At 63.6% G+C, this 24,155-nt stretch carries 24 protein-coding genes and 2 tRNA genes; 15 read left to right on the forward strand and 11 right to left on the reverse strand.

Annotated elements, in window-relative coordinates; genetic code table 11:
• On the forward strand, window positions 1-261 hold the full coding sequence (locus tag SKP52_RS08415) for a DUF1467 family protein (RefSeq protein WP_039573841.1): 261 nt from the start codon (window positions 1-3) through the stop codon (window positions 259-261).
• Between the two features lie 18 nt (window positions 262-279).
• Here the strand turns inward: SKP52_RS08415 and SKP52_RS08420 are convergent, their stop codons facing one another.
• Window positions 280-696: a Rap1a/Tai family immunity protein gene (locus SKP52_RS08420; RefSeq protein WP_039573845.1), complete on the reverse strand. Its 417-nt coding sequence runs from the start codon at window positions 694-696 to the stop codon at window positions 280-282.
• An 8-nt stretch (window positions 697-704) separates the two neighbouring features.
• On the reverse strand, window positions 705-3,080 hold the full coding sequence (locus SKP52_RS08425) for a hypothetical protein (protein WP_039573848.1): 2,376 nt from the start codon (window positions 3,078-3,080) through the stop codon (window positions 705-707).
• A 68-nt stretch (window positions 3,081-3,148) separates the two neighbouring features.
• On the opposite strand from SKP52_RS08425, the gene SKP52_RS08430 reads away from it, so the two are divergent.
• Window positions 3,149-3,445 carry a hypothetical protein gene (locus SKP52_RS08430; protein ID WP_039573852.1) on the forward strand — a complete coding sequence of 99 codons (297 nt, stop codon included), beginning with the start codon at window positions 3,149-3,151 and terminating at the stop codon, window positions 3,443-3,445.
• Window positions 3,446-3,649: 204 nt separating this feature from the next.
• Window positions 3,650-4,960 (forward strand): hypothetical protein, encoded by a 1,311-nt coding sequence (locus SKP52_RS08435; protein WP_039573855.1) that lies wholly within the window; start codon window positions 3,650-3,652, stop codon window positions 4,958-4,960.
• A gap of 71 nt (window positions 4,961-5,031) precedes the next feature.
• Here the strand turns inward: SKP52_RS08435 and SKP52_RS08440 are convergent, their stop codons facing one another.
• Complete coding sequence (locus SKP52_RS08440; RefSeq protein WP_039580369.1) at window positions 5,032-5,505, reverse strand: Lrp/AsnC family transcriptional regulator; 474 nt, start codon at window positions 5,503-5,505, stop codon at window positions 5,032-5,034.
• Between the two features lie 168 nt (window positions 5,506-5,673).
• On the opposite strand from SKP52_RS08440, the gene SKP52_RS08445 reads away from it, so the two are divergent.
• The 4 genes from SKP52_RS08445 (at window position 5,674) to SKP52_RS08460 (ending at window position 10,060) form a co-directional block, all read left to right on the forward strand.
• Window positions 5,674-7,314 carry a histidine kinase dimerization/phospho-acceptor domain-containing protein gene (locus tag SKP52_RS08445; protein WP_228383871.1) on the forward strand — a complete coding sequence of 547 codons (1,641 nt, stop codon included), beginning with the start codon at window positions 5,674-5,676 and terminating at the stop codon, window positions 7,312-7,314.
• A 32-nt stretch (window positions 7,315-7,346) separates the two neighbouring features.
• Window positions 7,347-8,384 (forward strand): polysaccharide deacetylase family protein, encoded by a 1,038-nt coding sequence (locus SKP52_RS08450; protein WP_039573860.1) that lies wholly within the window; start codon window positions 7,347-7,349, stop codon window positions 8,382-8,384.
• 68 nt (window positions 8,385-8,452) lie between these two features.
• Window positions 8,453-8,528 (forward strand) — tRNA-Ile (locus tag SKP52_RS08455).
• A gap of 56 nt (window positions 8,529-8,584) precedes the next feature.
• On the forward strand, window positions 8,585-10,060 hold the full coding sequence (locus SKP52_RS08460; protein ID WP_039573863.1) for a M20 family peptidase: 1,476 nt from the start codon (window positions 8,585-8,587) through the stop codon (window positions 10,058-10,060).
• 13 nt (window positions 10,061-10,073) lie between these two features.
• Here the strand turns inward: SKP52_RS08460 and SKP52_RS08465 are convergent.
• The 3 genes from SKP52_RS08465 to SKP52_RS08475 all read right to left on the reverse strand — a co-directional run bounded on the left by SKP52_RS08465 (window position 10,074) and on the right by SKP52_RS08475 (window position 12,116).
• Window positions 10,074-10,150, reverse strand: a tRNA-Pro gene (locus SKP52_RS08465).
• Window positions 10,151-10,166: 16 nt separating this feature from the next.
• The gene (locus tag SKP52_RS26470) at window positions 10,167-10,526 is read right to left on the reverse strand and encodes a hypothetical protein (RefSeq protein ID WP_160292378.1); all 360 of its coding nucleotides are present in this window, start codon (window positions 10,524-10,526) and stop codon (window positions 10,167-10,169) included.
• A gap of 204 nt (window positions 10,527-10,730) precedes the next feature.
• Entirely contained in the window at window positions 10,731-12,116 is a 1,386-nt protein-coding gene (locus SKP52_RS08475; protein ID WP_039573868.1) for a M20/M25/M40 family metallo-hydrolase, read from the reverse strand.
• 130 nt (window positions 12,117-12,246) lie between these two features.
• Between SKP52_RS08475 and ettA the strand changes: the two genes are divergently transcribed.
• The 3 genes from ettA (at window position 12,247) to SKP52_RS26025 (ending at window position 15,054) form a co-directional block, all read left to right on the forward strand.
• Entirely contained in the window at window positions 12,247-13,926 is a 1,680-nt protein-coding gene (gene ettA, locus SKP52_RS08480; RefSeq protein ID WP_039573870.1) for an energy-dependent translational throttle protein EttA, read from the forward strand.
• A 4-nt stretch (window positions 13,927-13,930) separates the two neighbouring features.
• Window positions 13,931-14,377: a PaaI family thioesterase gene (locus tag SKP52_RS08485; RefSeq protein WP_081997267.1), complete on the forward strand. Its 447-nt coding sequence runs from the start codon at window positions 13,931-13,933 to the stop codon at window positions 14,375-14,377.
• Between the two features lie 68 nt (window positions 14,378-14,445).
• Window positions 14,446-15,054 (forward strand): hypothetical protein, encoded by a 609-nt coding sequence (locus SKP52_RS26025; protein WP_148309062.1) that lies wholly within the window; start codon window positions 14,446-14,448, stop codon window positions 15,052-15,054.
• Between the two features lie 232 nt (window positions 15,055-15,286).
• On the opposite strand, the gene SKP52_RS08490 is transcribed toward SKP52_RS26025, so the two are convergent.
• The 3 genes from SKP52_RS08490 to SKP52_RS08500 all read right to left on the reverse strand — a co-directional run bounded on the left by SKP52_RS08490 (window position 15,287) and on the right by SKP52_RS08500 (window position 17,318).
• Window positions 15,287-15,988 carry a DUF899 family protein gene (locus SKP52_RS08490; RefSeq protein WP_039573872.1) on the reverse strand — a complete coding sequence of 234 codons (702 nt, stop codon included), beginning with the start codon at window positions 15,986-15,988 and terminating at the stop codon, window positions 15,287-15,289.
• Between the two features lie 100 nt (window positions 15,989-16,088).
• Window positions 16,089-16,667: a DUF2846 domain-containing protein gene (locus tag SKP52_RS08495; protein WP_039573876.1), complete on the reverse strand. Its 579-nt coding sequence runs from the start codon at window positions 16,665-16,667 to the stop codon at window positions 16,089-16,091.
• A gap of 12 nt (window positions 16,668-16,679) precedes the next feature.
• Entirely contained in the window at window positions 16,680-17,318 is a 639-nt protein-coding gene (locus SKP52_RS08500; protein WP_039573880.1) for a carbonic anhydrase, read from the reverse strand.
• Between the two features lie 62 nt (window positions 17,319-17,380).
• Here SKP52_RS08500 and lipA point away from each other — a divergent pair, with 62 nt between their 5' ends.
• Window positions 17,381-18,328 carry a lipoyl synthase gene (lipA, locus tag SKP52_RS08505; protein WP_039573883.1) on the forward strand — a complete coding sequence of 316 codons (948 nt, stop codon included), beginning with the start codon at window positions 17,381-17,383 and terminating at the stop codon, window positions 18,326-18,328.
• A gap of 7 nt (window positions 18,329-18,335) precedes the next feature.
• Window positions 18,336-18,815 (forward strand): type II toxin-antitoxin system RatA family toxin, encoded by a 480-nt coding sequence (locus SKP52_RS08510; RefSeq protein WP_039573887.1) that lies wholly within the window; start codon window positions 18,336-18,338, stop codon window positions 18,813-18,815.
• Here the strand turns inward: SKP52_RS08510 and SKP52_RS08515 are convergent.
• Together SKP52_RS08515 and SKP52_RS08520 are read right to left on the reverse strand one after the other, a co-directional pair.
• Complete coding sequence (locus tag SKP52_RS08515; RefSeq protein ID WP_148309063.1) at window positions 18,758-19,315, reverse strand: CinA family protein; 558 nt, start codon at window positions 19,313-19,315, stop codon at window positions 18,758-18,760. The genes SKP52_RS08510 and SKP52_RS08515 overlap by 58 nt on opposite strands.
• A 3-nt stretch (window positions 19,316-19,318) precedes the next feature.
• Window positions 19,319-20,494 (reverse strand): bifunctional 2-C-methyl-D-erythritol 4-phosphate cytidylyltransferase/2-C-methyl-D-erythritol 2,4-cyclodiphosphate synthase, encoded by a 1,176-nt coding sequence (locus SKP52_RS08520; protein WP_039573890.1) that lies wholly within the window; start codon window positions 20,492-20,494, stop codon window positions 19,319-19,321.
• A 95-nt stretch (window positions 20,495-20,589) separates the two neighbouring features.
• Between SKP52_RS08520 and dusB the strand changes: the two genes are divergently transcribed.
• The 3 genes from dusB to SKP52_RS08535 are packed head-to-tail and all read left to right on the forward strand — an operon-like array spanning window position 20,590 to window position 24,082.
• A complete protein-coding gene (gene dusB / locus SKP52_RS08525) occupies window positions 20,590-21,588 on the forward strand; it encodes a tRNA dihydrouridine synthase DusB (protein ID WP_039573894.1) in 999 nt (332 codons plus the stop codon).
• A complete protein-coding gene (locus SKP52_RS08530; protein WP_039573897.1) occupies window positions 21,585-22,676 on the forward strand; it encodes a two-component system sensor histidine kinase NtrB in 1,092 nt (363 codons plus the stop codon). Before dusB ends, SKP52_RS08530 begins: the two co-directional genes overlap by 4 nt.
• Window positions 22,673-24,082, forward strand: coding sequence for a sigma-54-dependent transcriptional regulator (locus tag SKP52_RS08535; RefSeq protein ID WP_039573899.1), 1,410 nt, complete (start codon window positions 22,673-22,675; stop codon window positions 24,080-24,082). The genes SKP52_RS08530 and SKP52_RS08535 overlap by 4 nt, the downstream gene beginning before the upstream one ends.
• The last annotated feature ends 73 nt before the right edge of the window (window positions 24,083-24,155 follow it).

Raw genomic sequence — 24,155 nt, forward strand, 5'->3', positions numbered from 1 at the left:
ATGAAATGGACCTCGGCGCTCGCGATCTACCTGCTGTTCTGGGCGTTCAGCGCCTTTTTCGTGCTTCCCTTCCATGGCCGCCGCGCGAGCGATGACGCGACGCCGCTGGTCAGGGGACAGGAACCGGGCGCACCCGCGGTCCTTCGGCCCAAGCGCATCCTTCTGCAGATGACGATCGCCGCGACGATTGCGTTCGTCCTTTATTATCTCGCTTATGTGAACGGCTGGGCCGACCCTGACGTGCTTAGCGGCCGAGCTTGAACGCCGTAAACGCTATTCTCATCGAGGTTTGGGCGCTGAAATATACAGGCCGCCGGTGTTCGGATCGATCGAGAGCGCGGGCGAACTCTTGCAAGGGAAGGTGGCATTCATCGCCATCATAAACAGATGGTGCGTGGAGATTTGCCGGATCTGCGGGTTGTCGCGAAGAAATTTGTGAAAAACGTCACGATGCTGCTCGTACGACGCGCCTGCGGGCAGGCAATATAGGGCCTCCTCGGGCGATTTTCCCGCGTTCATGATCGGCGCGTCAGCGATGCCCATGAAATAGCCGATGCAGGCACTATAGTCTTTCGGGCCCGCGACGCATTGATTGTAATAGGAATTGCCGCCCGCAAGGCTCTCGCGGACCTGGGCGCCCGCGCTTCCCGTCGGCGCCATTCCCGCAAGCAGGGCCAGAATAATCAACTGCGTCATCCGCCCCCTCAGCCCCGCAGGCGGTCGATCGCCTGCGCAAGCGCGACGTAAAGCTTGCCGATGTCCGACGAGAGCAAGGTGACGCTGATCGCCGACCCGTCGCGCGCGCCGATGAGCAGGCGCAGCATCGCTTCGAAATCGTGGATGAACTGGTTCACCGATGCATGGAAATTGTCGTCGGCCTGATAGAGGCGCAGGACTTCCTTGGCCTCGCTATTGTCGATCAGCTTGACCGCACGCCGCGCGAACACGCCGCGGTCACCCTTTAGATACGCATCCCACGCGATGTCGCTGACTTCGGTCGACATGATCTTGGTGACGTCGATCGCAGTCGATTTCAGCGATTCCGTCAGCAGTCCGACCTGTTTCGCAAGCGAGTCGCGATCGGACGCGGCGATTGCCTGTTCGGCCTCGCTTACACGCTGTTCGACGCTTGCGCTGGTGTCCATGATCGTGATCAACTGGCGCATCAGGCGATCGGCGGCGCTATCTGCTGCGGCGACCGCGCGTGCCGAAGCATCCTCGATCGCGCTCAATTGCGCCATGACTTCGTTCTTGAAGGCGGCGTCGATCGCATCGGTCGCGGTGGCCTGCATCGTCTCGCGGGCACTCGTCACCAGCTTTTCGAGCGTCAGCCGCGCCTCGTTGGCAGCCGAATCGGCGGTCGCGCGGACCTCGCCCAGCGTTGCGATCATGCGCGCGCCGCCCTGTTCGGCGAATTCGTCGGCGCCTTCGCGCAGCTTGGCGAGCGCCGCTTCGGCGTCGGCGAGCGAGCCGTTGATGCGGTCGACGAGTAGTTGCTGGCTGGTTGCATGCCCCGCCATCTGTTCCTCGTTCGACTTCAGCGTCGCCTGCACTGCGTTGACGTGCGACGCCGTCGATTGCGCAACCAGTTCGGACGCATCGAGGATCGGACGCAGCTGCGACAGCGCCGTCTGCGTCGTCTTGCCGTGCGAGGCGATGCGGTCGAGCGCGTGCGGCAGCGTTTCGTCGAGTTCGCGCGTCACGGCGTCGAGCGCCAGCAACAGTGATTCGGCGTGGGTGATCAGCTGGTGCGCCGAGGCGTTGCCGCTCTGGACTTCCTGCATGAAGGTGCCGAGCTGCGCCTTGGTGTCGTCGATCGAGCGCCCGATCACCCCGGTGCTGGCGCTGACGCTGACGTCGAGGATTTCGAGCTGCTGGCCGACTTCGGTCACATGCGCGGTGATGCGTGCGGCGAGCGCGTCGCTGGCGTCGGCGTGCGCCAAAAGCTGTGCGCCCATTGCGTTGCTCGCGTCGCGGGCGGTGGCGAGCTTTGCGTCCATGAGGGCGGCGGCGTCGTCGACACCTTCGCGAAACTGGCGCCAGCTTTTATCCATCTGGACCGCCATCGCCGCGACGGTCGAGAGCATGTCATCGCGCGCCGCGCCAGCCACTTTCGTCATGTTGGCGAGCGATGCGCCTTGAACATCGGCGACCTGCGCCGAAGCCGCGAGCAGGTCCGATTCGGTTTCCTTCGTCTGTTCCTGCAGCGCGACGATCGCTTCGAGCACGGTCGCGGTCGAATCGATGCCGGATTGCGCGACCTTTGCCGCTTCCTCGCCGAGTGCCGCAAGCCGGGCTTCGAGGTTGGCGCCCTGCTGGTGCGCGACGAGGCCCGCTTCGCGGAAATTGACCGCGAGTCGCTGCGCGACGTCGTCGATCCGCGGCAAGCCAGCGAGCAGCCCATCCATCCGTTGCAAAGCCACATCACCCGAGCGCGCGAGCTGGTCGTGGGCATTGGCAATGACCGAGGCGTTGCTGGCGAGCTTGTCGCTGCTTTCGGTGAGCCGCGAGACGGTGTCGAGGCCAAGCTGCTGAACGATCTTCGCCTGTTCGCCGAGCTGCTTCTGCGCATCGGCCAGATGCAGGCCCAGCGAATGCATCGACTGGTTCAGCGCCAAATTTTCCTCGCGAAGCGCGGCCGCAACGCGGGTGAAGCGAGCTTGTTCGGACCGGCCCGATCGCAGCAGCGCCATCCACAGCACCGCAAGCAGCGTCAGCGGCATTGCGATCGTCGCGAGGGTTGCCGGCCAAGCGGCGAGGGCGGGGCCGCGCGCAAAGCCGTCGGTTGCAACGGACAGGGCAAACCCCGTCCAGCCGAGCGCAAGCAGGATAAGCAGTGCGGGAGCAGCCCGCTCACGCAAGGCGGACACCGCGGGCGGCGTGTCGTTACTATCCTCGGCGTCGGTGAGCCCGGCATCAACGAGGGGGGACATGTCGAGCCAGTTCCGTTCGGTGGGCGCCTCGATTTCGGGCGCGAGTGCGGCTTCGGGCGCTGCGGCTTCCGCCGGCTCCGCGCTGTCTGCTTCCTGGTTTGTCGCGGAATTCCGCCACAATCCGACGATTTTCTTATCCCCCGTCATCCGGCCATCTTAGCATCAAATGGCCGCCATGAAACGGAAACTTAACCCCGGGCTGCCATTCCTGTGGAATGTCTTTCGACAGCGGACCCCTCGACCGATATCTCAGCGCCGCGTTCGGCGACGATCCCGCTATGGCGATGGACCTGCGTTCTGCTTTTGCCGGCGGCGCCCGCGACCTGTCCGACCTGATGCGCCGGTCGCGCTGCGATGCGAACTGGGAAATGGCGGCAATCCGCCTGAAAGGGCTCGCCGCAACCTTTGGCATCATCCCGCTGATCGAACTCGCCGAAGCGGCGATCGAGGGCGCGCCGGGCGACCCCGCCGTGCTGCGACAGATTAATCAGGCCATCGACGCGATCGCCTGACCACCCTCCTGACGGGGGTGGCGCTCGACCGGCAGACCGGGTTCAATTTCGGTTCAGCCGCTTTCGGCCATTCAAATATCGATACCGGCTGTCTTGCCTTGGCAACGCGACGGGTTTAGCCGCGTTAACGACGCGCGGCCGATCCTGCGTGCGCCACTGGCGCGAGTATGGGCGAAGGTGGCCGAGTTCAAAGGAGAGATTTCGATGTTCAACCGTTTCCGCTCGATGCCCGCAACGGCGATGGCCGTCGTGCTGGGCTGCGCGCTGATGGCGACCGCGGCGCCTGCCGCCGCCCAGAAGAAAGAAAAGCCGAAAAAAGAAGAAGAGGCAAAGGGCAAGGGCCTGACCGCCAGCAAAGGTTTCGCGCCCGCGCTGAAGAAGATGACCGATGCGACTGCGGCAAAGGATGCGGCGACGCTACAGGCGGCGTTGGCCGAAGGTCAGACAAGCGCTACCGCCCCCGACGACAAATATCTCCTCGGTTTTTACCAACTCCAGCTCGGTATCCTGAACAAGGATCAGGCGGCGCAGGCGCAGGGGTTGGATGTGATGCTCGATTCGGGCCTGACCCCGCCCGAAAACCTGGCGGTGTATAATTTCTACTCGGGTAACTTCGCCTATGGCGCGAAGGACTATCCGAAAGCGATCAAGCGCCTTGAAGCTGCGCGCGCCGCGGGTTCGACCGAAGCCAATGTGCCTGTTCTGTTGATGGACAGCTATCTCAGCTCGGGGCAGGTCGATCAGGGCATCGCCATCGCAAAGACCGCGATCGAAGCGAGCCGCGCCGCCGGGCAGCGTCCGTCGGACGAGCTGTACGTCCGTCCGATCAAGGCTTTGCAGGCAGCAAAGCGGAATGACGAGATGCTCGCCTTGATGACCGCGCGCCTTCGCGACTATAGCCAGCCGCAAGTGTGGCGCCAGACGCTGTTCTCGGTACTGCAGGCCGCGCCGGCCGCAGGGACGCCGAAGGAGCAGGAATCGTTCACGCTCGACACCATGCGCCTGATGCGCGCCGCGGGCGCCATGACGGAACGCCTCGAGTATGACGAATATAGCGCGCTTGCGTCGAGCGACGGTCTGCCGGGCGAAGCTGTCGCGGTTATCGTGGAAGGCGAGCAGAAGCGTATTTTCCCCAGCGCCGACGCAAAGCTGGCGGCCCGCCGCGATGACCAGAAGGCGCGCGCCGGCAACGAGGCATCGACGATCGTGGCTTATGCCAAGCAGCCTTCGACGCTGACGAACCCCAAGACGGCGGGTGCGACCGGCGACGCGCTGGTCGGCTATGGCCATTATGCCGATGCGATTCCGCTCTATCAGGCTGCGGCCAAAGGGGCGGCGGAGAAGGACATGTGGACCTACCGGCTGGGTGTTGCCCAGGCGCTGTCGGGCGACAAGGCAGGCGCCAAAGCGAGCTTCGGCCAGGTGACCGGCGCCCGCAAGCGTCTGGCCGATCTTTGGGTGGTCAAGCTGGACGCGGCGAGTCCGCCTCCGGCAGCGGCGGCCGCGACGAACTGATCGCGATCGCGTAAAAGAAAAAGGGCGCCGTCCGGTCAGGACGGCGCCCTTTTGTGTCAGGCCAGAACTTGTCAGGGCTCGACGGGAATTCCCGCCAGCTGCTTTGCCGTGCGAATCGTCAGCGACGTCTTCACGCTGGTAACATTGGGTGCCGACGTCAGATGCGCGGTCAGGAATGACTGAAAGCTCTGCAAATCGCGCGCCACGACCTTTAGCAAAAAGTCGATCTCGCCGTTAAGCATATAGCATTCGCGCACCTCGGCGAGCCCGCCGACATAGTCTTCGAACGCCTTCAAGTCGGATTCGGCCTGGCTACGCAGGCTGACCATCGCAAAGACGGTGATGCCATAGCCGAGCTTCGCCGGGTCGAGGTCGGCGTGATAAGACCGGATTACCCCCGACTCCTCAAGCGCGCGGACACGGCGAAGACAGGGTGGAGCCGTGAGCCCCACCATCTGTGCCAGTTCGACATTCGTCATCCGCCCGTTTTTTTGCAGCTCGCCCAATATCTGCAAATCAATCTGATCGAATTTCTGACTAGCCATCATTGAAACATCCGCTTTCCAAAACTGCGGTGACCATAATATTATTTCAGGCGATTGCAATTGTCCCACAATGCGACGTGGAAGGTTAAGGCACTTTCGTGACCGCGTGATTCACGCTAGCCGGTAAGAATATGCTAACCAACGACCAAGGTGTGGGGCTGACTTTGCGTGACTGCTGACTCGATGATTGCGACCATCTTGCGCCAGGCGCCTGCGGATCGCCGCGCGAGTATCATCGCGTGGCGCCAACTCTCCGATATTCTGGCGCAGCGCGGCAATCAACTGTCCGATGACGATATTCGCCGCAGCCTGCACGCGCTCGCCGTATTGCGGCCGCGCGTTCCCGAATCCGTGCGCCGAGACTGCGCGCGCGCGATCGCGCGCCATGGGCGTTTTGCGCCGCTCGTCGCGCTCTACGCCAATGATGTTCCAGCGGTTTCCGCGATCATGCTGCGCGAAGCGCGGCTTGCCGAAGCCGACTGGCTTGCGCTGCTGCCCGCGACGAATGCGATGGCGCGATCGGTTCTGGCGGGGCGCACCGATCTGCCGCACGGCGTCAATCGCGCGCTTGCCAGCCTCGGCAGTGCGTCGGTCGCGCTGCCTCAGCCCGAAGTCGTGGAGCAGGAAGCCCCGGCTCCGGCGCAGCCGATCGCGCCCGAACCTGTTGCTGCAGACGCTCCGAGCCAGATCAGCGAACTCGTCCGCCGGATCGACAAATATCAGTCGACTCGCGCTCAGCCGGGCCCATCGCGCGCGCCGCGCGCGGCGTTCCTGTTCGAAACCGGCCCTGATGGCGTGATCCATTGGGTCGAAGGGGTCACGCGCGGTGCAGTGATCGGCCTGTCGATCGCCGAGGCGGCGTTCGGCGGCGAACCTGGCACAGATGGCGTGGCCGCCGGGGCCTTTCGCCAGCGCGCCGAGATCATCAACGCGCGCATGCTGCTGGAAGGCACCGCGGCGGACGCCGGCGAATGGCGCTTTTCGGCGCTCCCTTGGTTCGACCCCGCCACAGGGCAGTTCCGCGGTTATCGCGCGAGCGCGCGCCGCCCGCACCGCAATGAAATGCCCTATGGTCGGCCTGCACCCGAGGATTCGGGCGACTCGATCCGCCAACTGATCCACGAACTGCGCAGCCCGCTGAATGCCATATCGGGCTTTGCGCAGATCATTTCGGGGCAGATGTTCGGGCCGGTGAGTTCGGGCTATCGATCGATGGCCGAAACGATCGTCGGCGATGCCGCGTCGGTCCAGTCGATCATCGACGATCTCGAAACCGCGGCGCGCAGCGGCACGGCGCGTGTCGATGCGCCGTCGGAAGAGGTCGTCGATATCGGCGCAATCGTCACGCAGGTCGAAAGCGAACTGGCGGACCTCCTCGCCGATCAGCGCGTCGATCTCAGCATTTCGCGCGTTGGGGGGCCGTTCCTTGGCCATTCCAGCGATGCCGATGTGCGCCGGATGGTCGGCCGCCTGCTTACCGCGCTGGTCGATGTGTCCGAACCGGGGGCAATATTGGTCGGGCAATTGGTGACCGAATCGCGGCACGACGACATGCTCCAACTGCGCATCGTCCGCCCCGCGACGATCCGCTTTGCGACATCGGCGGAGCTGCTCGATCCCGGCTTCAGCCCCGAGGGTGAGGCGCCCGGCGCAGCAGTGCTCAGCCTCGGTTTCTCGCTCCGCCTGGTCGACAGTCTGGCGCGGGCAAGTGGCGGACGCCTCGATATCGGGCATAACGCCTTGACCTTGCACCTCCCCTCCGCCAACTCGAAGGCCGAAGCCGGGCTGGAGGCCCAGCAAGGCGAGTAGGCCGATCGGCCAGTCTTCGGGCAGAGGGGAGCATGGTGCAGCCTGCGGGCAATTTCTTTGCATATCCGGTGGCGTCGGATCGGATCGCGCTGGAAGCGGACGAACGGCCGCGCTTCTGGGTTACGATCGATACCGAAGAGGATTTCGACTGGGCCGCGCCCTTCGCGCGAACCGGTTACGGGCTCGCCTCGGTCCCCGCGCTCGCCGAGTGCCAGGCCTATTTCGAACGCGCCGCAGTTCGGCCCATCTATCTGGTCGATTGGCCGATCGTTGCCGACGACCGTGCCGTGGACATTCTCGGCACAGCGCAGGACGGCGGCCGCTGCGAGATCGGGGCGCAGCTCCATCCCTGGGTAAACCCGCCTTATGATGAGGATGTCAACGAACGCAACAGCTATACGGGGAACCTGCCGACCAATTTGCAGCGCGCGAAAATGACCGCGCTGCGCGATGCGATCGAGGGCCGTTTCGGCATCGTGCCCACCGTCTATCGCGCCGGGCGATATGGCCTCGGTCCCGATAGCGCGGCGATGCTCGCCGAACTCGGGTTCCGCTGCGACACGTCGGTGCGCAGCGGGTTCGACTATCGCGCGGGGCACGGCCCCGACTATCGCGCCGCGCCGCTGCATCCCTGGTGGGTGCACACCGGGCAGGGCGCGATGTTGGAGATTCCGGTCACCACGGTCTTCGGCGGGTTTTTCGGCAACGCAGGCCGCAGCATCTACCACCGCGTTGCACGCAACGGCACGCACGCAGGCGCCGCGCTCGCGCGTCTCGGCCTAGTCGAGCGGATCGCGCTGACGCCCGAGGGAATTCCCGCCGAACGCGCGTGTCGGGCGATCGATATCGCCGTCGAGGCGCGCCTGCCGGTACTCAACTTCTCCTTCCATTCGCCGTCGCTGCAACCCGGCAACACGCCCTATGTCCGCAGCATTGCCGATCTCGAGCTATTCTATCGCTGGTGGGACGTGGTGCTCGATCACCTCGCCCGTCGCGGCGTCGAAGCGACGACAGCCGCCGAAATATTAGCGATGGCCGAGCGAAAGGCTGTGACAACATCCACATCCTGATCGTTGGCGCTTGCCAATGCAGCGCGGCCTCCGCTATCGCCCGCACACCCCCACCGGGTTTGAAAAGGGGGCCTGTAGCTCAACGGTTAGAGCTGGCCGCTCATAACGGCTAGGTTGCGGGTTCGAGTCCTGCCGGGCCCACCATTTCCCTTGCAAAACGAAACCGATACCTCTCCATTGCCCCGCAGAAGGAGAGGGGCATGGGGAAGCGGCGGACGGTTTTGCTTGGCGGTCTTGCGATCGTTGCGGTGGTCGCAGGAATGGTGGCGGTACGGACGGCGACCTTTGCGCCAAAGGACATCGCCGACGGCAGCGATATTCGTCTCGCCGCAGCGCCGACCTATGATCTCGATGCCGCAGTCGGGCATCTCAGCGCCGCGGCGCAGATCAAGACGATTTCGCATCAGGACCCGGCCGAGAATGACATTGCCGAATGGGACCGGCTGCACAGCTGGCTCGCAGCGACCTATCCGGCGACGCACCGCGCGATGACGCGCACCATCCTGCCGAACCGCACGCTTATCTATCATTGGCGGGGCAGCGACGCGTCGCTCGCGCCGATCATCGTCATGGCGCATCAGGACGTCGTGCCGGTTACCGAGGGCACCGAAAATGACTGGAACTATCCACCCTTCGCGGGGACGATCGCCGAAAAGGCGGTATGGGGCCGCGGAACGGTGGACGACAAGGGTTCGCTCATCGGCCTCTTCGAAGCGATCGAGGCACTCGCTACAGACGGGTTCCAGCCCAAGCGCGGTATCTACCTCGTGTCGGGGCATGACGAAGAGGCCGGCGGATCGGGCGCCGTTGCGGCCGCCGCCAAGCTGAAGGCCGAGGGCGTGCGCGCGCTGTACACGCTCGACGAGGGTAGCGTGGTGTTGCGCGATACGCCTGTAATCGACGGGCCCGCCATCCTGATCGGTGTTGCCGAGAAGGGCTATGCGACGCTGAAGGTCACCGCCAATGCGCCCGGCGGGCACAGCTCGATGCCGCCGGCCGAAACCGGCGTGACGACGCTGGCGCGCGCGGTGCTCGCGATCACCGAAAAACCCTTCCCGATCGAGATGCGCGGCCCCGGTGCGGCGATGATCGAGGCGCTCGCCGCACATAAGGGGGGTACGACCGAGTTGGCAGTCGCGAACCAGTGGCTACTCGGCTCGGTGCTCAAAAAGCAGCTTTCGGCGTCGCCATCGTCGGCTGCGGCCTTTCACACCACCATCGCACCGACGATGTTGCAGGGGAGCCCGAAGGAGAATGTACTGCCGCAATCGGCGATCGCGTTGATCAATTACCGCATTGCGCCTTGGAACAGCTCGGCCGACGTCATGGCGCGCGCCAGGGCGGCGGTCGGCGATGCTCCGGTCGAGCTCAGCTGGATCAAGCGGCCGAACGAACCGTCACGCGTGTCGTCGAGTAAGTCGCAGGGCTGGAAATATGTAGTAGCGGCAGCACGCGCCGATGCGCCCGATGCCGTGGTCGCGCCCTATCTGGTCGTCGCGGCGACCGACAGCCGCAGCATGGAGCCGATTTCCGACGATGTGTATCGTTTCATGCCGATGCACTTCACGCTGAAGGAAACCGCAATGATCCACGGTACCAACGAGCATATGACGATCGACAGCTTCAAGCGGATGATCGATTTCTATGCGCGACTGATCGCGACCTCGGCGGGATAATCTGGGAAGTCAGTGGTCGGGGAGACAGGATTCGAACCTGCGACATCCTGCTCCCAAAGCAGGCGCGCTACCGGGCTGCGCTACTCCCCGACTACTGCCCCGCGCCTTAGACAGGGTGGGGGCGCAAGTCTATCCCGCCAATGCGCCTTTGACGAAAAAGGCGGGCAAAGAAAAAGGCGGCCTTCCCGAAGGAAGACCGCCCCAATCTCGTTTCAGTCAACGCCCCGAAGGGCTGCGACTTACTTCTTTTCTTCAGCCGGAGCAGCAGCGGCGTCAGCCGGAGCAGCCGGAGCAGCCGTTGCAGCAGCAGCGTCAGCGGCCGGAGCAGCAGCTTCTGCACCAGCAGCAGCAGCGTCGGCACCAGCGGCAGCGGCTTCAGCGCCAGCAGCAGCGGCGTCGGCGCCTTCTTCAGCAACCGCTTCAGCGGCCGGAGCTTCGGTGGTGGCTTCTTCAGCAGCCTTTTCACCGCAAGCGGCGAGGGCGAACATGCTGGCAGCAACGGCGATAGCAGCAAACTTCTTCATGATGTGTGGGCTCCCTAAAATGCCTTACCGCGTCGGGAAAAGTTTCCCGGACCGCGAGCCGCGGGATTTAGCCGTTCCGCATGAATCGTCAACAAAAATAATTGAGATGGTCAGCGTGCACGGGATTCTGTCATTTCTGCGTCACACTAGGGAAGCTCGGCGTTCGTACTGTTCGCTAGAATCGCCAGAGTCGCGGCCCAAACTGTCACATTTTGCCGCAATTGCGCGGGGTCGATCTTGTCGAGCGTGTCGTCGGGCGTGTGGTGCAAATCGAAATAACGCGTGCCATCCTGGGCCAGATCGATCGCCGGAACGCCGGCTGCGACAAGCGAGCCAATGTCGGCGCCGCCGTTGGCGGGCTGCTTGCCGCGGACGACCCCGAACGGCGCGACGGCAGCGGCAATCCGGTCGGAGAGCGCCTTGGCGCTATCGGGCAGCTTGAAGTCGACACGCCACACGCGGTCGGCGCCAAAGTCGGATTCGAGCGCGACGGCGTGCTTCTCTCTCCCATGCGCATCGAAATAGGCCTTGCCGCCGAATACGCCGACTTCCTCGGCGCCCGCCCACAGGATGCGGATCGTGCGGCGCGGCTGGCCGGCGGTCATCACATGCTTGGCGGCGGCAGTGATGATGCCGCAACCCGCAGCATCGTCGATCGCCCCGGTGCCCAGATCCCAGCTGTCGAGATGGCACGCGACGATCACCGGGCTGGCGGTGGGGTCGCTGCCCGCCACCTCGGCGATGACATTGCCCGATCGCTGCTGCCCGAGGTTCCGCGGCGTCAGGAGCAGTTTCAACCGCAGCGGCGCGGCGGCTCGGCCCGCCTCGACGCGTTTCCATTGCCTTACCAGCTGGTCGGCGTCGGGATTGGAAAGCGCGCCGGCGGGGATTGGCTTGACGCCGGCCTCGAAATTGGTGCCGCCGGTGTGCGGATTGCGGTGGCTGTCGGTTCCGATCGAGCGGATCACGACGGCGACCGCGCCTTTCTTTGCCGCGACATTCGCGCCGGTAAAGCGCGCGCGGCCATATTGACCATAGCCGCTGCCGTCCTGCGCGGCTTTCATCTGATGATCGATAAAGACGATCTTTCCTTTTACGAGATTGTCGGGCGCCGCGACGAGCGCGTCATAGCTCGCGAAATAGACGACATCGCCCTCCAGCCCCTTGGGGCCCGTCGAGGCGCTGGTGCCGAGCGCGGTGATGTGGAGCTTCTGCGGCTGGAACGGGCCGACCAGCGTCGCTTCTTCGGCGCCGCGCACCCAAGTCTGCATCATGAAGGGTTCTTCGCGCACATTCTGGAACCCCATTTCGGTGAGCCGCTTGACGCCCCAGCGCCGGGCCGCCGCCTCGGCCTCGGTCGCCGCCTGCCGCGGGCCGATTTCGGTCGTCAGCCCTTCGGTGATCGCCCAGGCCGGATCATCGCCCTGCTGCGCCAGTTCGGCGGCGCTCGGCGCCGTCTGAGCCGTTGCGGCGGTTGAGAGAAGGAGGACGGCGATCCCGGCAAGGCCGGCGGAGGTGCGGGAGATTTTCATGCCGCTTTCCTAACGGCGCGCCTCGCGCGCGCAAGCGCCGATTGCCAATCGCGCGCCCATTCGCTAACCGGCGCGCAACTCATAACTCTCCCGGCCGCGCGCGCGGCCCAGCCCATACCGGAGCATATCCATGGCCGCCCAATATAGTTTCGTGATGAAGGGTCTGACCAAGACCTATCCCGGCGCGCAAAAGCCGACCCTCAACAACCTCAGCCTGCAATTCTATCCCGACGCCAAGATCGGCATCGTCGGCCCGAACGGCACCGGCAAATCGACGCTGATGAAGATCATGGCGGGGATCGACAAGGAATTCACCGGCGAAGCGTGGGCCGGCGACGGCATCACCGTCGGCTATCTTGCGCAGGAGCCGCAGCTCGACCCGACCAAGACGGTCAAGGAAAATGTCATGGACGGCGTCCGCGGCGTTGCCGACATGATGGACCGTTTCAACGAGATCAGCACACTGATGGCCGATCCGCCCGCCGACGCCGATTTCGATGCGCTCATGGAAGAAATGGGTACGCTCCAGGAAAAGATCGATGCGGTCGACGGCTGGACGCTCGACAACCAGCTCGAAATCGCGATGGAAGCGCTGCGTTGCCCGCCGGGCGATGCCAGCGTCGAAAGCCTGTCGGGCGGTGAAAAGCGCCGCATCGCGCTTACCCGCCTGCTGCTCGAAAAACCCTCGATCCTGCTGCTCGACGAACCGACCAACCACCTCGACGCCGAAAGCGTCGCGTGGCTGGAAAAGCATCTCGTCGATTATCCCGGCAACGTCATTCTCGTCACCCACGATCGCTATTTCCTCGACAATGTCGTGAACTGGATCCTCGAACTCGATCGCGGTCGCTATTTCGTCTATGAGGGCAATTATTCGACCTACCTTGAAAAGAAGGGCAAGCGCCTCGAGCAGGAATCGCGCGAGGACGCGGGTCGCCAGAAAGCGATCAAGGACGAACTCGAGTGGATCCGGCAGTCGCCGAAGGCCCGTCAGGCCAAGTCGAAGGCGCGCATCAAGAGCTTCGACCAGCTGGTCGAGGCGCAGGAAAAGCGCATCCCCGGAAAGGCACAGATCGTCATCCAGGTCCCCCAGCGCCTTGGCGGCAAGGTGATCGAGGTTGAAAATATCTCGAAAGCCTTTGGCGACAAACTGCTGTTCGAAAACCTGTCCTTCTCGCTTCCGCCGGGCGGCATCGTCGGGGTGATCGGCCCCAATGGCGCGGGTAAGTCGACCTTGTTCAAGCTGATCACGGGGCAGGAAACCCCCGACAGCGGCAAAGTCACGATCGGCGACACCGTCCACCTCGGCTTCGTCGACCAGAGCCGCGACGACCTGAAACCCGACAATAATGTCTGGCAGGAAATCTCTGGCGGCGCCGAAATGATGAACATCGGCAAGCACGAGATGCAGACGCGCGCCTATGTCGGCGCCTTCAACTTCAAGGGCGTCGACCAGCAGAAAAAGGTAGGCCAGCTGTCGGGCGGTGAACGCAACCGCGTCCATATGGCGAAGATGCTGAAACAGGGTGGCAACGTCCTGCTGCTCGATGAACCGACCAACGATCTCGACACCGAAACGCTCGCCGCGCTCGAAGAGGCGCTGGAGAATTTCGCGGGCTGCGCCGTGGTCATCAGCCACGATCGCTTTTTCCTCGATCGCCTTGCGACGCACATCCTCGCGTTCGAGGGCGACAGCCATGTTGAATGGTTCGAAGGCAATTTCGAATCCTATGAAGAAGACAAGATCCGCCGCCTCGGCGACGATGCGACGCGTCCGCACGCGACGTCGTACAAGAAGTTGACGCGCTGATTTAATGATGGGGGAGGCGGTTCCGATTTCGTCGAGCGCGATCCGTTTGGACGCGGACGCGCTCAACGCCTTCATGGCGGAGGCTTTCCCCCATTCAGTTCCGGGGTCGCGCGGGCACGTCGTCTCGGTGGTGCCCGGCCACATCCAGGCCCGCCTTGACCCCGACGTCAAGGCACTTCGCCCCGGCGGCTTGATTTCGGGGCCGACGCAGATGGGCTTCGCCGACATGGCAGCCTATGCGCTCGTCCTCGCGCACATCGGTCCCGTCGCGATGGCGGTGACGAGCGCGCTCAACTACCAATTCCTCCGCCCGTGCCGTCCGGGCCCGCTGTTTGCCGAAGCGCACATGCTGCGCCTCGGCAAAAGGCTGGCGGTGATGGATATTCGTATTTGGACCGACAATGCGGGCAGGCCGGTCGGGCAGGCAAATGTGACCTACGCTATTCCTTGATGCGATTGCTGCACGGCGTCCGCTCACGACCAATTGCGGACATTGGAGAATTGTGAGAGTTTTGTTTGATGAATGCTGCCATCCTGAAAGCGGCCGTTGCCTTATTGGTGCTCGTCTCATGCGCGCCCAGCACCGACAACGACGAAAAGCAAGACGGCCAATTGGAAGCCCGGGGCCCATCACCAAAGTCAGCGCCGGCAGTGCCCCCACCCTCCAACCGGCCGAAAACGCAGACTGCAAGATGCACGGGAGTGGACAGAAATGATCATCCTCAGACGCTGGTGCTCGAATCCCGGTGGGTCCCCGATGAGGGTCGGGCAGTAATCTTCGTGATGGAGGATTCGACTGGACTTCTGAAACCGGGCAACTGGCTTGAAGACCTGTCGGCGTCATTGAGTGAGAGTGATCGCAGGGGCGGGATCGTTTGGAAATGGGACGGTCAAGAAGGAAAGCTCTCAAAACGCGTGGGCGATCGATTCCTTCGCATCACTTTTACGCAGCATGACTTTGCATCTGCGTCCGTTGTATATCTGACTCGCCCTTATTCAGAGGACGAGGAGACTGCCTTGCGCTTTTCAGAGGGCGGATGGCTTTCACTCGCCGGTCATTGCCGTCTTTTTTATGGCAATGAGCTGAGAAGTTACAAGAACGGTCCTCCGACGCCCAATATACTCTGAGCGTCCGCTTCCCACCCCAATGCTGACATCGACAATCGGGAAAAAATATCTGTCCTACTTTATTCCATCGTGTCAGCTTCCCGTCCGATCTTTGAAATAGTCGGCTTCAGCAACCTCTCCTAAATCGACAAAGGAGACATTTTTGGCGCGCATATCCGTATCCTTTGTCGCCTTAAGGCCACAAAGGACACAATTCCGACGCTCTCATGCGGGGCTTTTGTGGCTTTAAGGCTCAATATTCCAGCGACGGATACCAGTCGGCGCCACGCCCGGCGGGCGTCAAGTCGAGGATCGACCATAGGCTGGCGATATCGGGCGCGTCGCGCGGATCCTGTCCCGGATCGGCCATCTCGGCGGTCATCTCGCTTTTCCAGAACAGGCGGGTGCCGCTACCGTTGCGCTTGAACACCGCGAGCGCCGGATTCTCGCTGCCATCAGCGTTCAGCAAGCGAAAGTCCCGCACATAATCGTCGCCGACCGTCTGCACGAAATCGAGTGCCTGCCAGCCGCGTTCCTGTGCGAGCGCCTTTTGCCTTTCGACCGGACTCCGCCCGAGGATTTTCAGCGCGACGCGTTGCTTGATGTCATTGCCATTGCCGTTCACCGCGCCGAGCCAGTTGGTGCACATCGGACAGGGGCGTTCGCGGTCGGGACCGTACATCCAGAAATAGGTGACGAGCGTATCATGGTCGCCGAACAGCTCCGCCAGCCCGAGTTCGGCGCCGTTTGCATCCTTGAACCGGTAATCCTTCATCAGCGGGCCTGGGGGCAGCTGGCGCCGCTGCTCGGCGACGCGCGTCATCCGGCGTCGCAGGTCGATTTCTTCGGAAAGTAATGATTTACGGGCTTTGGTGTAGGATTCATCTTCACCGGGAAACGCCCGGCGGCGGGAAGCAAGCGCCGGCGCAGCCGACAGGGTTTGGCGAAGGGCCATCCAATTCTCCTTTTTGGGGAGAACGTGCGGTAAAAACCATCGTTGCGAAGATGTTTCACGGCTGCTCGCAGCCGCGCGTCGTCTCGTCGCAGGGGACCCGTCAGGTTGGCGCTACTTCCCAAAGGATCAACTTGGTTGCGTGGACATCGTCGCGAGCCTTGGCGGCGTCGGACCGCGTCAGCTTCACGCGGCCCTTGAGCGCGCCCATTTCGATCATCGCATCGATCACGATGACCCCGCCCGCGCCGACATCGATTTCCAGTTCGGCGGGCCGCGCGAGTTTCGCCTTGGCGGTCGCGACATGGATATGGTGCGTGCCCGGCGCGACATCGGCCATCAGCATCTGGCCCGCCTTGATCTGGCCCTTCGCGTTGCCATCGAGCATTACGTCCATCCCCTGAAGCGCGGCAACGAAGCCGCGGCGGGTGATATAGATGCGCGCCATGCCTTCGGGCGCCTGCATCGTCCGTGCGTTGGCCGTCGCGGCGGTGTCGGCTTTTGCGCCGCCCTTGTTGCTCGATAGCGCCCAGATGCAGAAGGCGATAATTCCACCGAACAATATGACGGTCAGGATGAGCAAGGTCCCCGGCGACATTGTCTGGGCCAGCGCTGGTCCCATCATGGCGCCTATGATGGCCGCCACGAAAATAAGGCTCAGCCACATCGCATTCTTGCTCATATCGCCTCCTGTTCAGGCGGGAGAAAATCCTCCTGTCGCGTCGTCCATCACGTGCAGCACGCCGTCGCTGATCGCGAAAAACGCGCCGCGCAGTTTCAATGTGCCGCGCCGCACCTTTTCCTGAATGCACGGAAAAGTCATCAGATTGTCAAGACTTACCCGCACGGCTGCCAATTCCATCGCACGGCCGGCTTCGCGATTGTCGATGTCGGGATGCTCGCTGCGAACCTGCTCGCTGGCGTCGTCCAGCATCGCAATCCAGTCGGCGATGAAGCCGCCGCGACCCGGCTCGGCCCCCGCCATCGAGCGATGCAAAGCGGCATGGCACCCGCCGCAGAGGCCGTGACCCATCACGACGATTTCCTCGACCTTCAGGAACTGAACCGCGAATTCGAGCGCGGCGGAGACGCCGTGACGGCCCGGCGTCGTCTCGAATGGCGGCACCAGCGCCGCGACGTTGCGGACGACAAAGATTTCGCCGGGATTTGTGTCGAATATCTGCGACGGTTCGGATCGGCTGTCCGAACAGGCGATGATCATCACCTTGGGCGATTGCCCCTCGGCGAGCTGTTCCCAGCGTTCGCGTTGCTGCTGCCAACCGCCGTTACGGAAACGGCGGTAACCCTCGATCATATCTGCAAAGTGAGTCATGAAGGCCCCTTAGCATAGGTAGAGAGGTTGAGAAGAGGCGCGTGCACGACTATGTGGGCGGCATGAACGCTCCAGCATCGCCCGCCCAGCAGCCTGCAACCACTCCCAGCCAGCGCCAGCGCAAGCCCGACTGGATCCGCGTCAAGGCGCCGACCAGCCCCGGTTATGCCGAAACGCGCAAGCTGATGCGCGAACTGAACCTGCATACGGTGTGCGAAGAAGCCGCCTGCCCGAACATCGGCGAATGCTGGACGAAAAAACATGCAACGGTGATGATCCTCGGCGACACTTGCACGCGCGCCTGTGCCTTCTGCAACGTCAAGACAGGAATGCCGCGCCCCGTCGACTTGCTCGAGCCCGAGCATACCGCGATCGCCGCAGCAAAGATGGGGCTCAGCCATATCGTCATTACCTCGGTTGACCGCGACGACCTTCCCGATGGTGGCGCGAGCCAGTTCGTCAAGGTCATCAATGCGCTGCGCCGCGAGACGCCGCAGACGACGATCGAGATCCTGACGCCGGACTTTCGCAACAAGCCCGAAAGCGCCGTCGCGGCGATCGTCGATGCGCGCCCCGACGTCTATAACCACAATCTCGAAACCGTCCCTCGGCTCTATCCGACGATCCGTCCCGGCGCGCGCTATTATGCGTCGCTGCGCCTGCTGGAAAGCGTCAAGCGCCGCGATCCGTCGATCTTCACCAAATCGGGGATCATGCTCGGGCTCGGCGAGGAACGTATGGAGGTCCATCAGGTGATGGACGACATGCGCAGCGCCGACATCGATTTCATGACGATGGGGCAATATCTCCAGCCAACGCCGAAACACGCCAAGGTGATCGACTTCGTCACCCCGCAGGCGTTCGACGCTTACGCTCAGATCGCACGCGCGAAGGGCTTCCTGCAGGTCGCTTCGTCGCCGCTGACGCGCTCCAGCTATCACGCTGGTGACGATTTCGAGCAGATGCGCGCGGCCCGCGAAGTGCAACTGGCGCGCGTCAAAGCGGACTGACGGGCCTTTGCCTAGGCATCACGAAACCCGCATCCTGCCTTATAGCGACGAGCAGATGTTCGCGCTCGTCACGGATATCGAGCGTTATCCCGAATTTCTGCCGTGGGTCATCGCGCTCAGGATCCGCAGCGACAGCGAGCATGAGGCAGTCGCCGACATGATCGTCGGTTTCAAGGGGTTGCGCGAGAGCTTCTCGTGCCGCGTTCACAAGGAGCGGCCGCGCGAGGTTTGCGTCAGCTATATCGATGGCCCGATGAAGCATTTGAACAATGAATGGCATTTCCAGCCCGCCGAGGGTGGGGGATGCCGCGTCGATTTCCTTGTCGATTTCTCGTTCCGCAGCCGCATGTTCGAGGCGCTTGCGGGACAGATGTTTGACAAGGCACTGCGCAAGATGATCGCGGCGTTCGAAGCGCGCGCCGACGATCTTTACGGCGCGGGGAGGGCGATATCCTCCGACGGCCGCAGCCCGTCCTTTTCGGGCTGAAGCAGGTCGAGCGCGAACAAGGTCGCATGGTGGCGGATCGCTGCGCGATCCGTCGATTCGAACTGGACGCGCTGGCTGAAATAATCGTCGGGATCCTGCCCGCGCAGCGCGCGTGCAAAGACGACCTGGCCGACGGGCTTCTTCTCCGAACCTCCACCCGGACCGGCGATGCCGGTGATCGCAACCGCGACGTCGGCGTCGCTATTTTCCAGCGCCCCCGCCGCCATCGCCCAGGCGGTCGCGAGCGAGACTTCGCCGAAGGTTTCGAGGATTTCGCTGCTCACGTCGAGCTGGCTCTGCTTGGCGTGGCCCGAATAGGTGACGAAGCCCGCGCTGAACACGTCCGAACTCCCGGCAATGTCGGTCAGCGCGGCCGACACCATGCCGCCGGTGCAGCTTTCGGCCACAGCGACTTTCCGCCCGACAGCGCGATTCTTGGCAAGGACGGTGATTGCAAGGTCGTCGCGCGCGGCAAGGCGCGTTTCAGCATCGGACAGCAAGGTTCAATTCTCCGGAAGTTGTAAGGTCGCGACGGCCTGCGCAGAGATCCCCTCGCGGCGACCGGTGAAGCCCAGCCGCTCTGTCGTTGTTGCCTTCACACTAACCCGTTCAAGTGGAATCGCAAGGATTTCGGCAATGCGTGCCCGTATCGCGGCACGGTGCGGGCCGATCTTCGGCGCCTCGGCAATGATCGTCAGGTCAACATGGTCGATCTGCCCGCCGCGCGCCGCGACGCGATCCGCTGCAAAGGACAAGAAGCGGTGCGACGCCGCGCCACGCCATTGCGGATCGCTCGGCGGAAAATGGTCGCCGATATCGCCATCGCCGAGCGCGCCTAGGATCGCGTCGGTCAGGGCATGAAGCGCGACGTCGGCATCGCTATGCCCTTCAAGTCCATGACTATACGCGATTTCTATCCCGCCGATCCACAGCGGCTTGTCGATGACTAGGCGGTGAACGTCATATCCCATGCCGACAGCGGTTCGCATCGTGCCAATCCCCAAGAGGCCCCCGAGGATCGCTATATCCTCGGCATATGTCAGTTTATGGAGCCGCGCGTCGCCGGGGACCGCGGTGACGACGATGCCAAGGCGGCGAACGAGTTGCGCGTCATCCGTCGCCGCGGCCTCGACAGCTTCGGCATGCGCGCGGCGCAAAACGTCCAGGCGAAAGGCTTGCGGCGTCTGGACGCGCGCCAACACACGCCGGTCGACCACGTCGCCGGCCTCGTCGTGCGCCTGTTCGACGAGCGTATCGGGAACCGGCAAGGTCGGGATCGCCGCTTCGGCGGTTCTCAGCGCGCCGAGCAAGCGGTCGATGACTTCGTTGGTCACGCCCGGCCGTGCGGCGTCGTGAACAAGCACTAGCGCCTGGTCATCCCAATCGGCCAGGGCTGCGAGTGCATTGCCGACCGATTGCTGGCGTTCGGTGCCGGGATCGACGGAAATCCAGCCTGCTGGCAGTGGATTGACCGCCGTTGCGACATCACCATTCGCCACCAGCACGCCGCCGTTAACCGCAGGATGCGCCGCAAACGCATCAAGGCTCCACCTGAGCACGGGCTTGCCGCCCAGCACTGCGAGTTGCTTCGGCAAACCAAGACCCGCGCGCGTTCCTTGGCCGCCGGCGAGCAGCACGACCGCAAGACGCGGCGACGGGGAGGGGGCGGAATCACTCATCTGTCGCGCCGGTTAGCGCAGCCGCGCCTTGCGCGAAAGCGGCTTAGCGTGTACGGGCTGCTCAAATTTTAGGCAATCAGACGAAAGATCCCGCCATGGCGCCGCTACGGCCCATTCAGATCGGCAATATCGCCATCAACGATCCCGTGATCCTCGCGCCTATGACGGGCGTCTCTGACCTGCCGTTCCGCAAGCTCGTCCGTCACTATGGCTCGGGGCTTAATGTCACCGAGATGATCGCAAGCCAAGCGGCGATCCGCGAGACGCGCCAGTCGATCCAGAAAGCGGCATGGGACCCGGTCGAAGAGCCGGTGTCGATGCAGCTCGTCGGCTGCACGCCCTATGAAATGGGCGAAGCGGCGAAACTCAACGAGGATCGCGGCGCCGCAATCATCGACATCAACATGGGCTGTCCGGTGCGCAAGGTCACTAACGGCGATGCCGGCTCGGCGCTGATGCGCGACCTCAAACTTGCGGCAGCGTTGATCGACAGCTGCGTCAAGGCAGTGAAGGTGCCGGTAACGGTCAAGATGCGCATGGGCTGGGACCTGGACAGCCTGAACGCTCCCGAGTTGGCGCATATCGCCGAAGATCTCGGCGCGAAGCTGGTCACGGTTCACGGCCGCACGCGCAACCAGATGTATCGCGGCGAGGCCGACTGGCGCTTTATCCGCACCGTCAAGGATGCGGTATCGATCCCGGTAATCGCCAACGGTGACATCTGCTCGGTCGACGATGCGCGCGCCGCGCTCGAACAGAGCGGCGCCGATGGCGTCATGATCGGTCGTGGCGCTTATGGCCGCCCCTGGCTGCTCGGGCAGGTGATGGCGGCGCTGCGCGGCGACACCCCGCGCCCAGACCCCGGCATTGACGAACAATATGACGTCATTACATCGCATTATCGCGCGATGATCGACCATTATGGCGAAATCACCGGGGTCAATATGGCGCGCAAGCACCTCGGCTGGTACGTCAAGGGCGTGCATGGATCGGCCGAGTTTCGCAACAAGGTCAATCAGATCCCGAACAGCCGCGACGTCCTCGATGCGCTCGAACAATTCTACGCGCCCTTTCTGCACAAGGCGGCGGCGTGACCACGCTCACGTCGAGCATCCCGAGCTTCGATCACGACGAACTGATCCAGTCGCACCCTGTCCCGACGCTGCTCATCGATGGCGGCGGCGTCGTGCTGTTCGTCAACGCCGCTGCCGAACAGCTTTGCAACGTCAGTCGCTCGGCGATGGTCGGCCGCGTCGTCTATGACGTCATCCAGATGGACCGCAGCTATCGCCAGCGGATGAGCGACGCCGCGACGTCGGCGCTGTTCGCGCACCGCACCGAAATTTCGGCGGGCGGGCGCCGACCGATCTTCGTCAACATGCAGATGGTGCCCTATGGCCAGAGCGGCCACCGCATCCTCGCGCTTGTGCCGTCGCAAAGCGATGCAGAGCTGATGGGCGGCGCGATCGGCCGCTCGGGCCGCGCCGCGGGCGCCGCGGCGTCGATGCTGGCGCACGAGATCAAGAACCCGCTTGCGGGCATCAAGGGCGCGGCGCAATTGCTGGCGCGCAAGACCGACGCCAGCGGCGAGCGTTTCACGAACTTGATCTGCGCCGAAGTCGATCGCATCGCGACGCTGATCGACCAGATGGAGCATTTTTCGCGCGGGCAGCCGATCGCCTGCGGCCCGATCAACCTCTACCAGCCGATCCACCAGGCGATGGAGACCGCGCGCGCGCGGCAGTTTCCAGGTATCCGTTTTGCCGAGGATTTCGATCCGTCGCTGCCGCTGGTCCATGGAAACCATGACGCCATGGTGCAGATATTGCTCAACCTTGTGACCAATGGTTGCGAAGCGCTCGGCGGGCGTGACGATGGCGTCGTCCGGCTGACGACCGCGTATCGCCACGGCCTCTCGATCGACAATGGCGACGGACGCGGCCGCATCGCGCTGCCGATCGAGGTGAGCGTCAGCGACAATGGCGCCGGTGTTCCGGCCGACATTCGCGGCGACCTGTTCGCGCCGTTCGTGACGACGAAGCGCGAGGGACGGGGGCTTGGTCTCGCGCTCGTCGCCAAACTGGCGCGCGATATGGGCGGCACGGTGCAGCATGTGCGCGATGGCGACTGGACGAGTTTCCGCGTCCATCTGCCGGTCGCGCAAAAGGAACGATCGGCATGAGCGAAGGCAAGACGATCCTGCTGGTCGAGGATGACCCCGCAATTGCGATGATCATTCGGGAGACGCTGGTCGGCGAATGCGGCCGCTTCGCTTCGGTCGTCAGTATCGCCGAACGCAATGCGTGGCTCGCCGAAAACCGTCCCGATCTCGTCATCACTGACGTCGTTCTGCCCGATGGTGATGGCATCGATTCGCTGCGGATTGACTCCCACACGCCCGTGATCGTCCTGTCGGCGCAAAACACGCTCGATACCGCGGTGCGCGCGACGGGGATTGGCAGCTACGATTATCTGCCGAAGCCATTCGATCTCGACGAGCTGACCGCCAGCGTCCGCGCCGCGCTGCAGCGTCGGGCGGAGCCGGCGGCGAGCGATGCGCCCGCGCCTGCCGACAGCCATGGCCTCGTCGGCCGCGCCCCCGCCATGCAGGCGGTTTATCGCACGATCGCGCGACTCGCCTCGAACGATCTTGCGGTGTTGATCCTCGGCGAGTCGGGGACGGGCAAGGAGGTCGTCGCGCGCGCCATCCACGCCACCGGCCTCCGCCGGGCCGGGCCTTTCGTGGCGATCAATATGGCGGCTATCCCGCGCGAATTGATCGAGGCCGAGCTGTTTGGCCACGAAAAGGGCGCCTTCACCGGCGCGCACAGCCGCAACGCCGGGCGCTTCGAACAGGCCGCGGGCGGCACGCTTTTCCTCGACGAGATCGGCGACATGCCGCTCGAGGCGCAAACGCGACTGCTCCGTGTCCTGCAAAGCAATGAATATTCGACCGTCGGGGGCAGTCAGGCACTGCGCGCCGATGTTCGGGTCATCGCCGCCACGCACCGTGACATGCGCACGCTCGTCGCCGACGGCCGTTTCCGCGAGGATCTCTTCTACCGCCTCAATGTCATCCCGGTGACCTTGCCGCCGCTCCGCGACCGGCGCAGCGACATCGCCGCGCTTGTTCGCCATTTTGTCGAGGCGGGGCGCAGTTCGGGGCTGCCCGATCGTCAGTTCGCGCCCGCGGCAATGCAATGGCTCGAACGCTACGACTGGCCAGGCAATGTTCGCGAACTGGGGAATGTGGTCCAGCGGCTTGCGGTCCTGTCGCGCGACGTCACAGTCACCGTGCGCGACGTCGAGACGGTGCTGCACGAAAACAGCGAGGGCGGCGGCGCGGTCGAACCGGCTGCGCTGATCGCGCGCGCGGTCGACGACTGGGCGCGCGAGCGGATGGCGGATGCGGCCGGCGACGGCGATATCCATGAGCAGCTGGAAGCGATCGTGGAAGCGGCACTTTTTCGCCGCATCCTGCGCGACGTCCGCGGCAACCAGTTGGAGGCGGCGCGGCGCCTTGGCATCAACCGCAACACGCTGCGCAAGCGCTTGGGACAGCTCGATATCGATCCCGCGCATCCTTGATTGGCATCGGAAAAGCTGAAAATCGGCGCAATCGGGCGACAGTTGCGCAGTTTGTGTGTTCTCTATGCAACAG

Source organism: Sphingopyxis fribergensis (genome assembly GCF_000803645.1).
GTDB classification, from domain to species: Bacteria; Pseudomonadota; Alphaproteobacteria; order Sphingomonadales; family Sphingomonadaceae; genus Sphingopyxis; species Sphingopyxis fribergensis.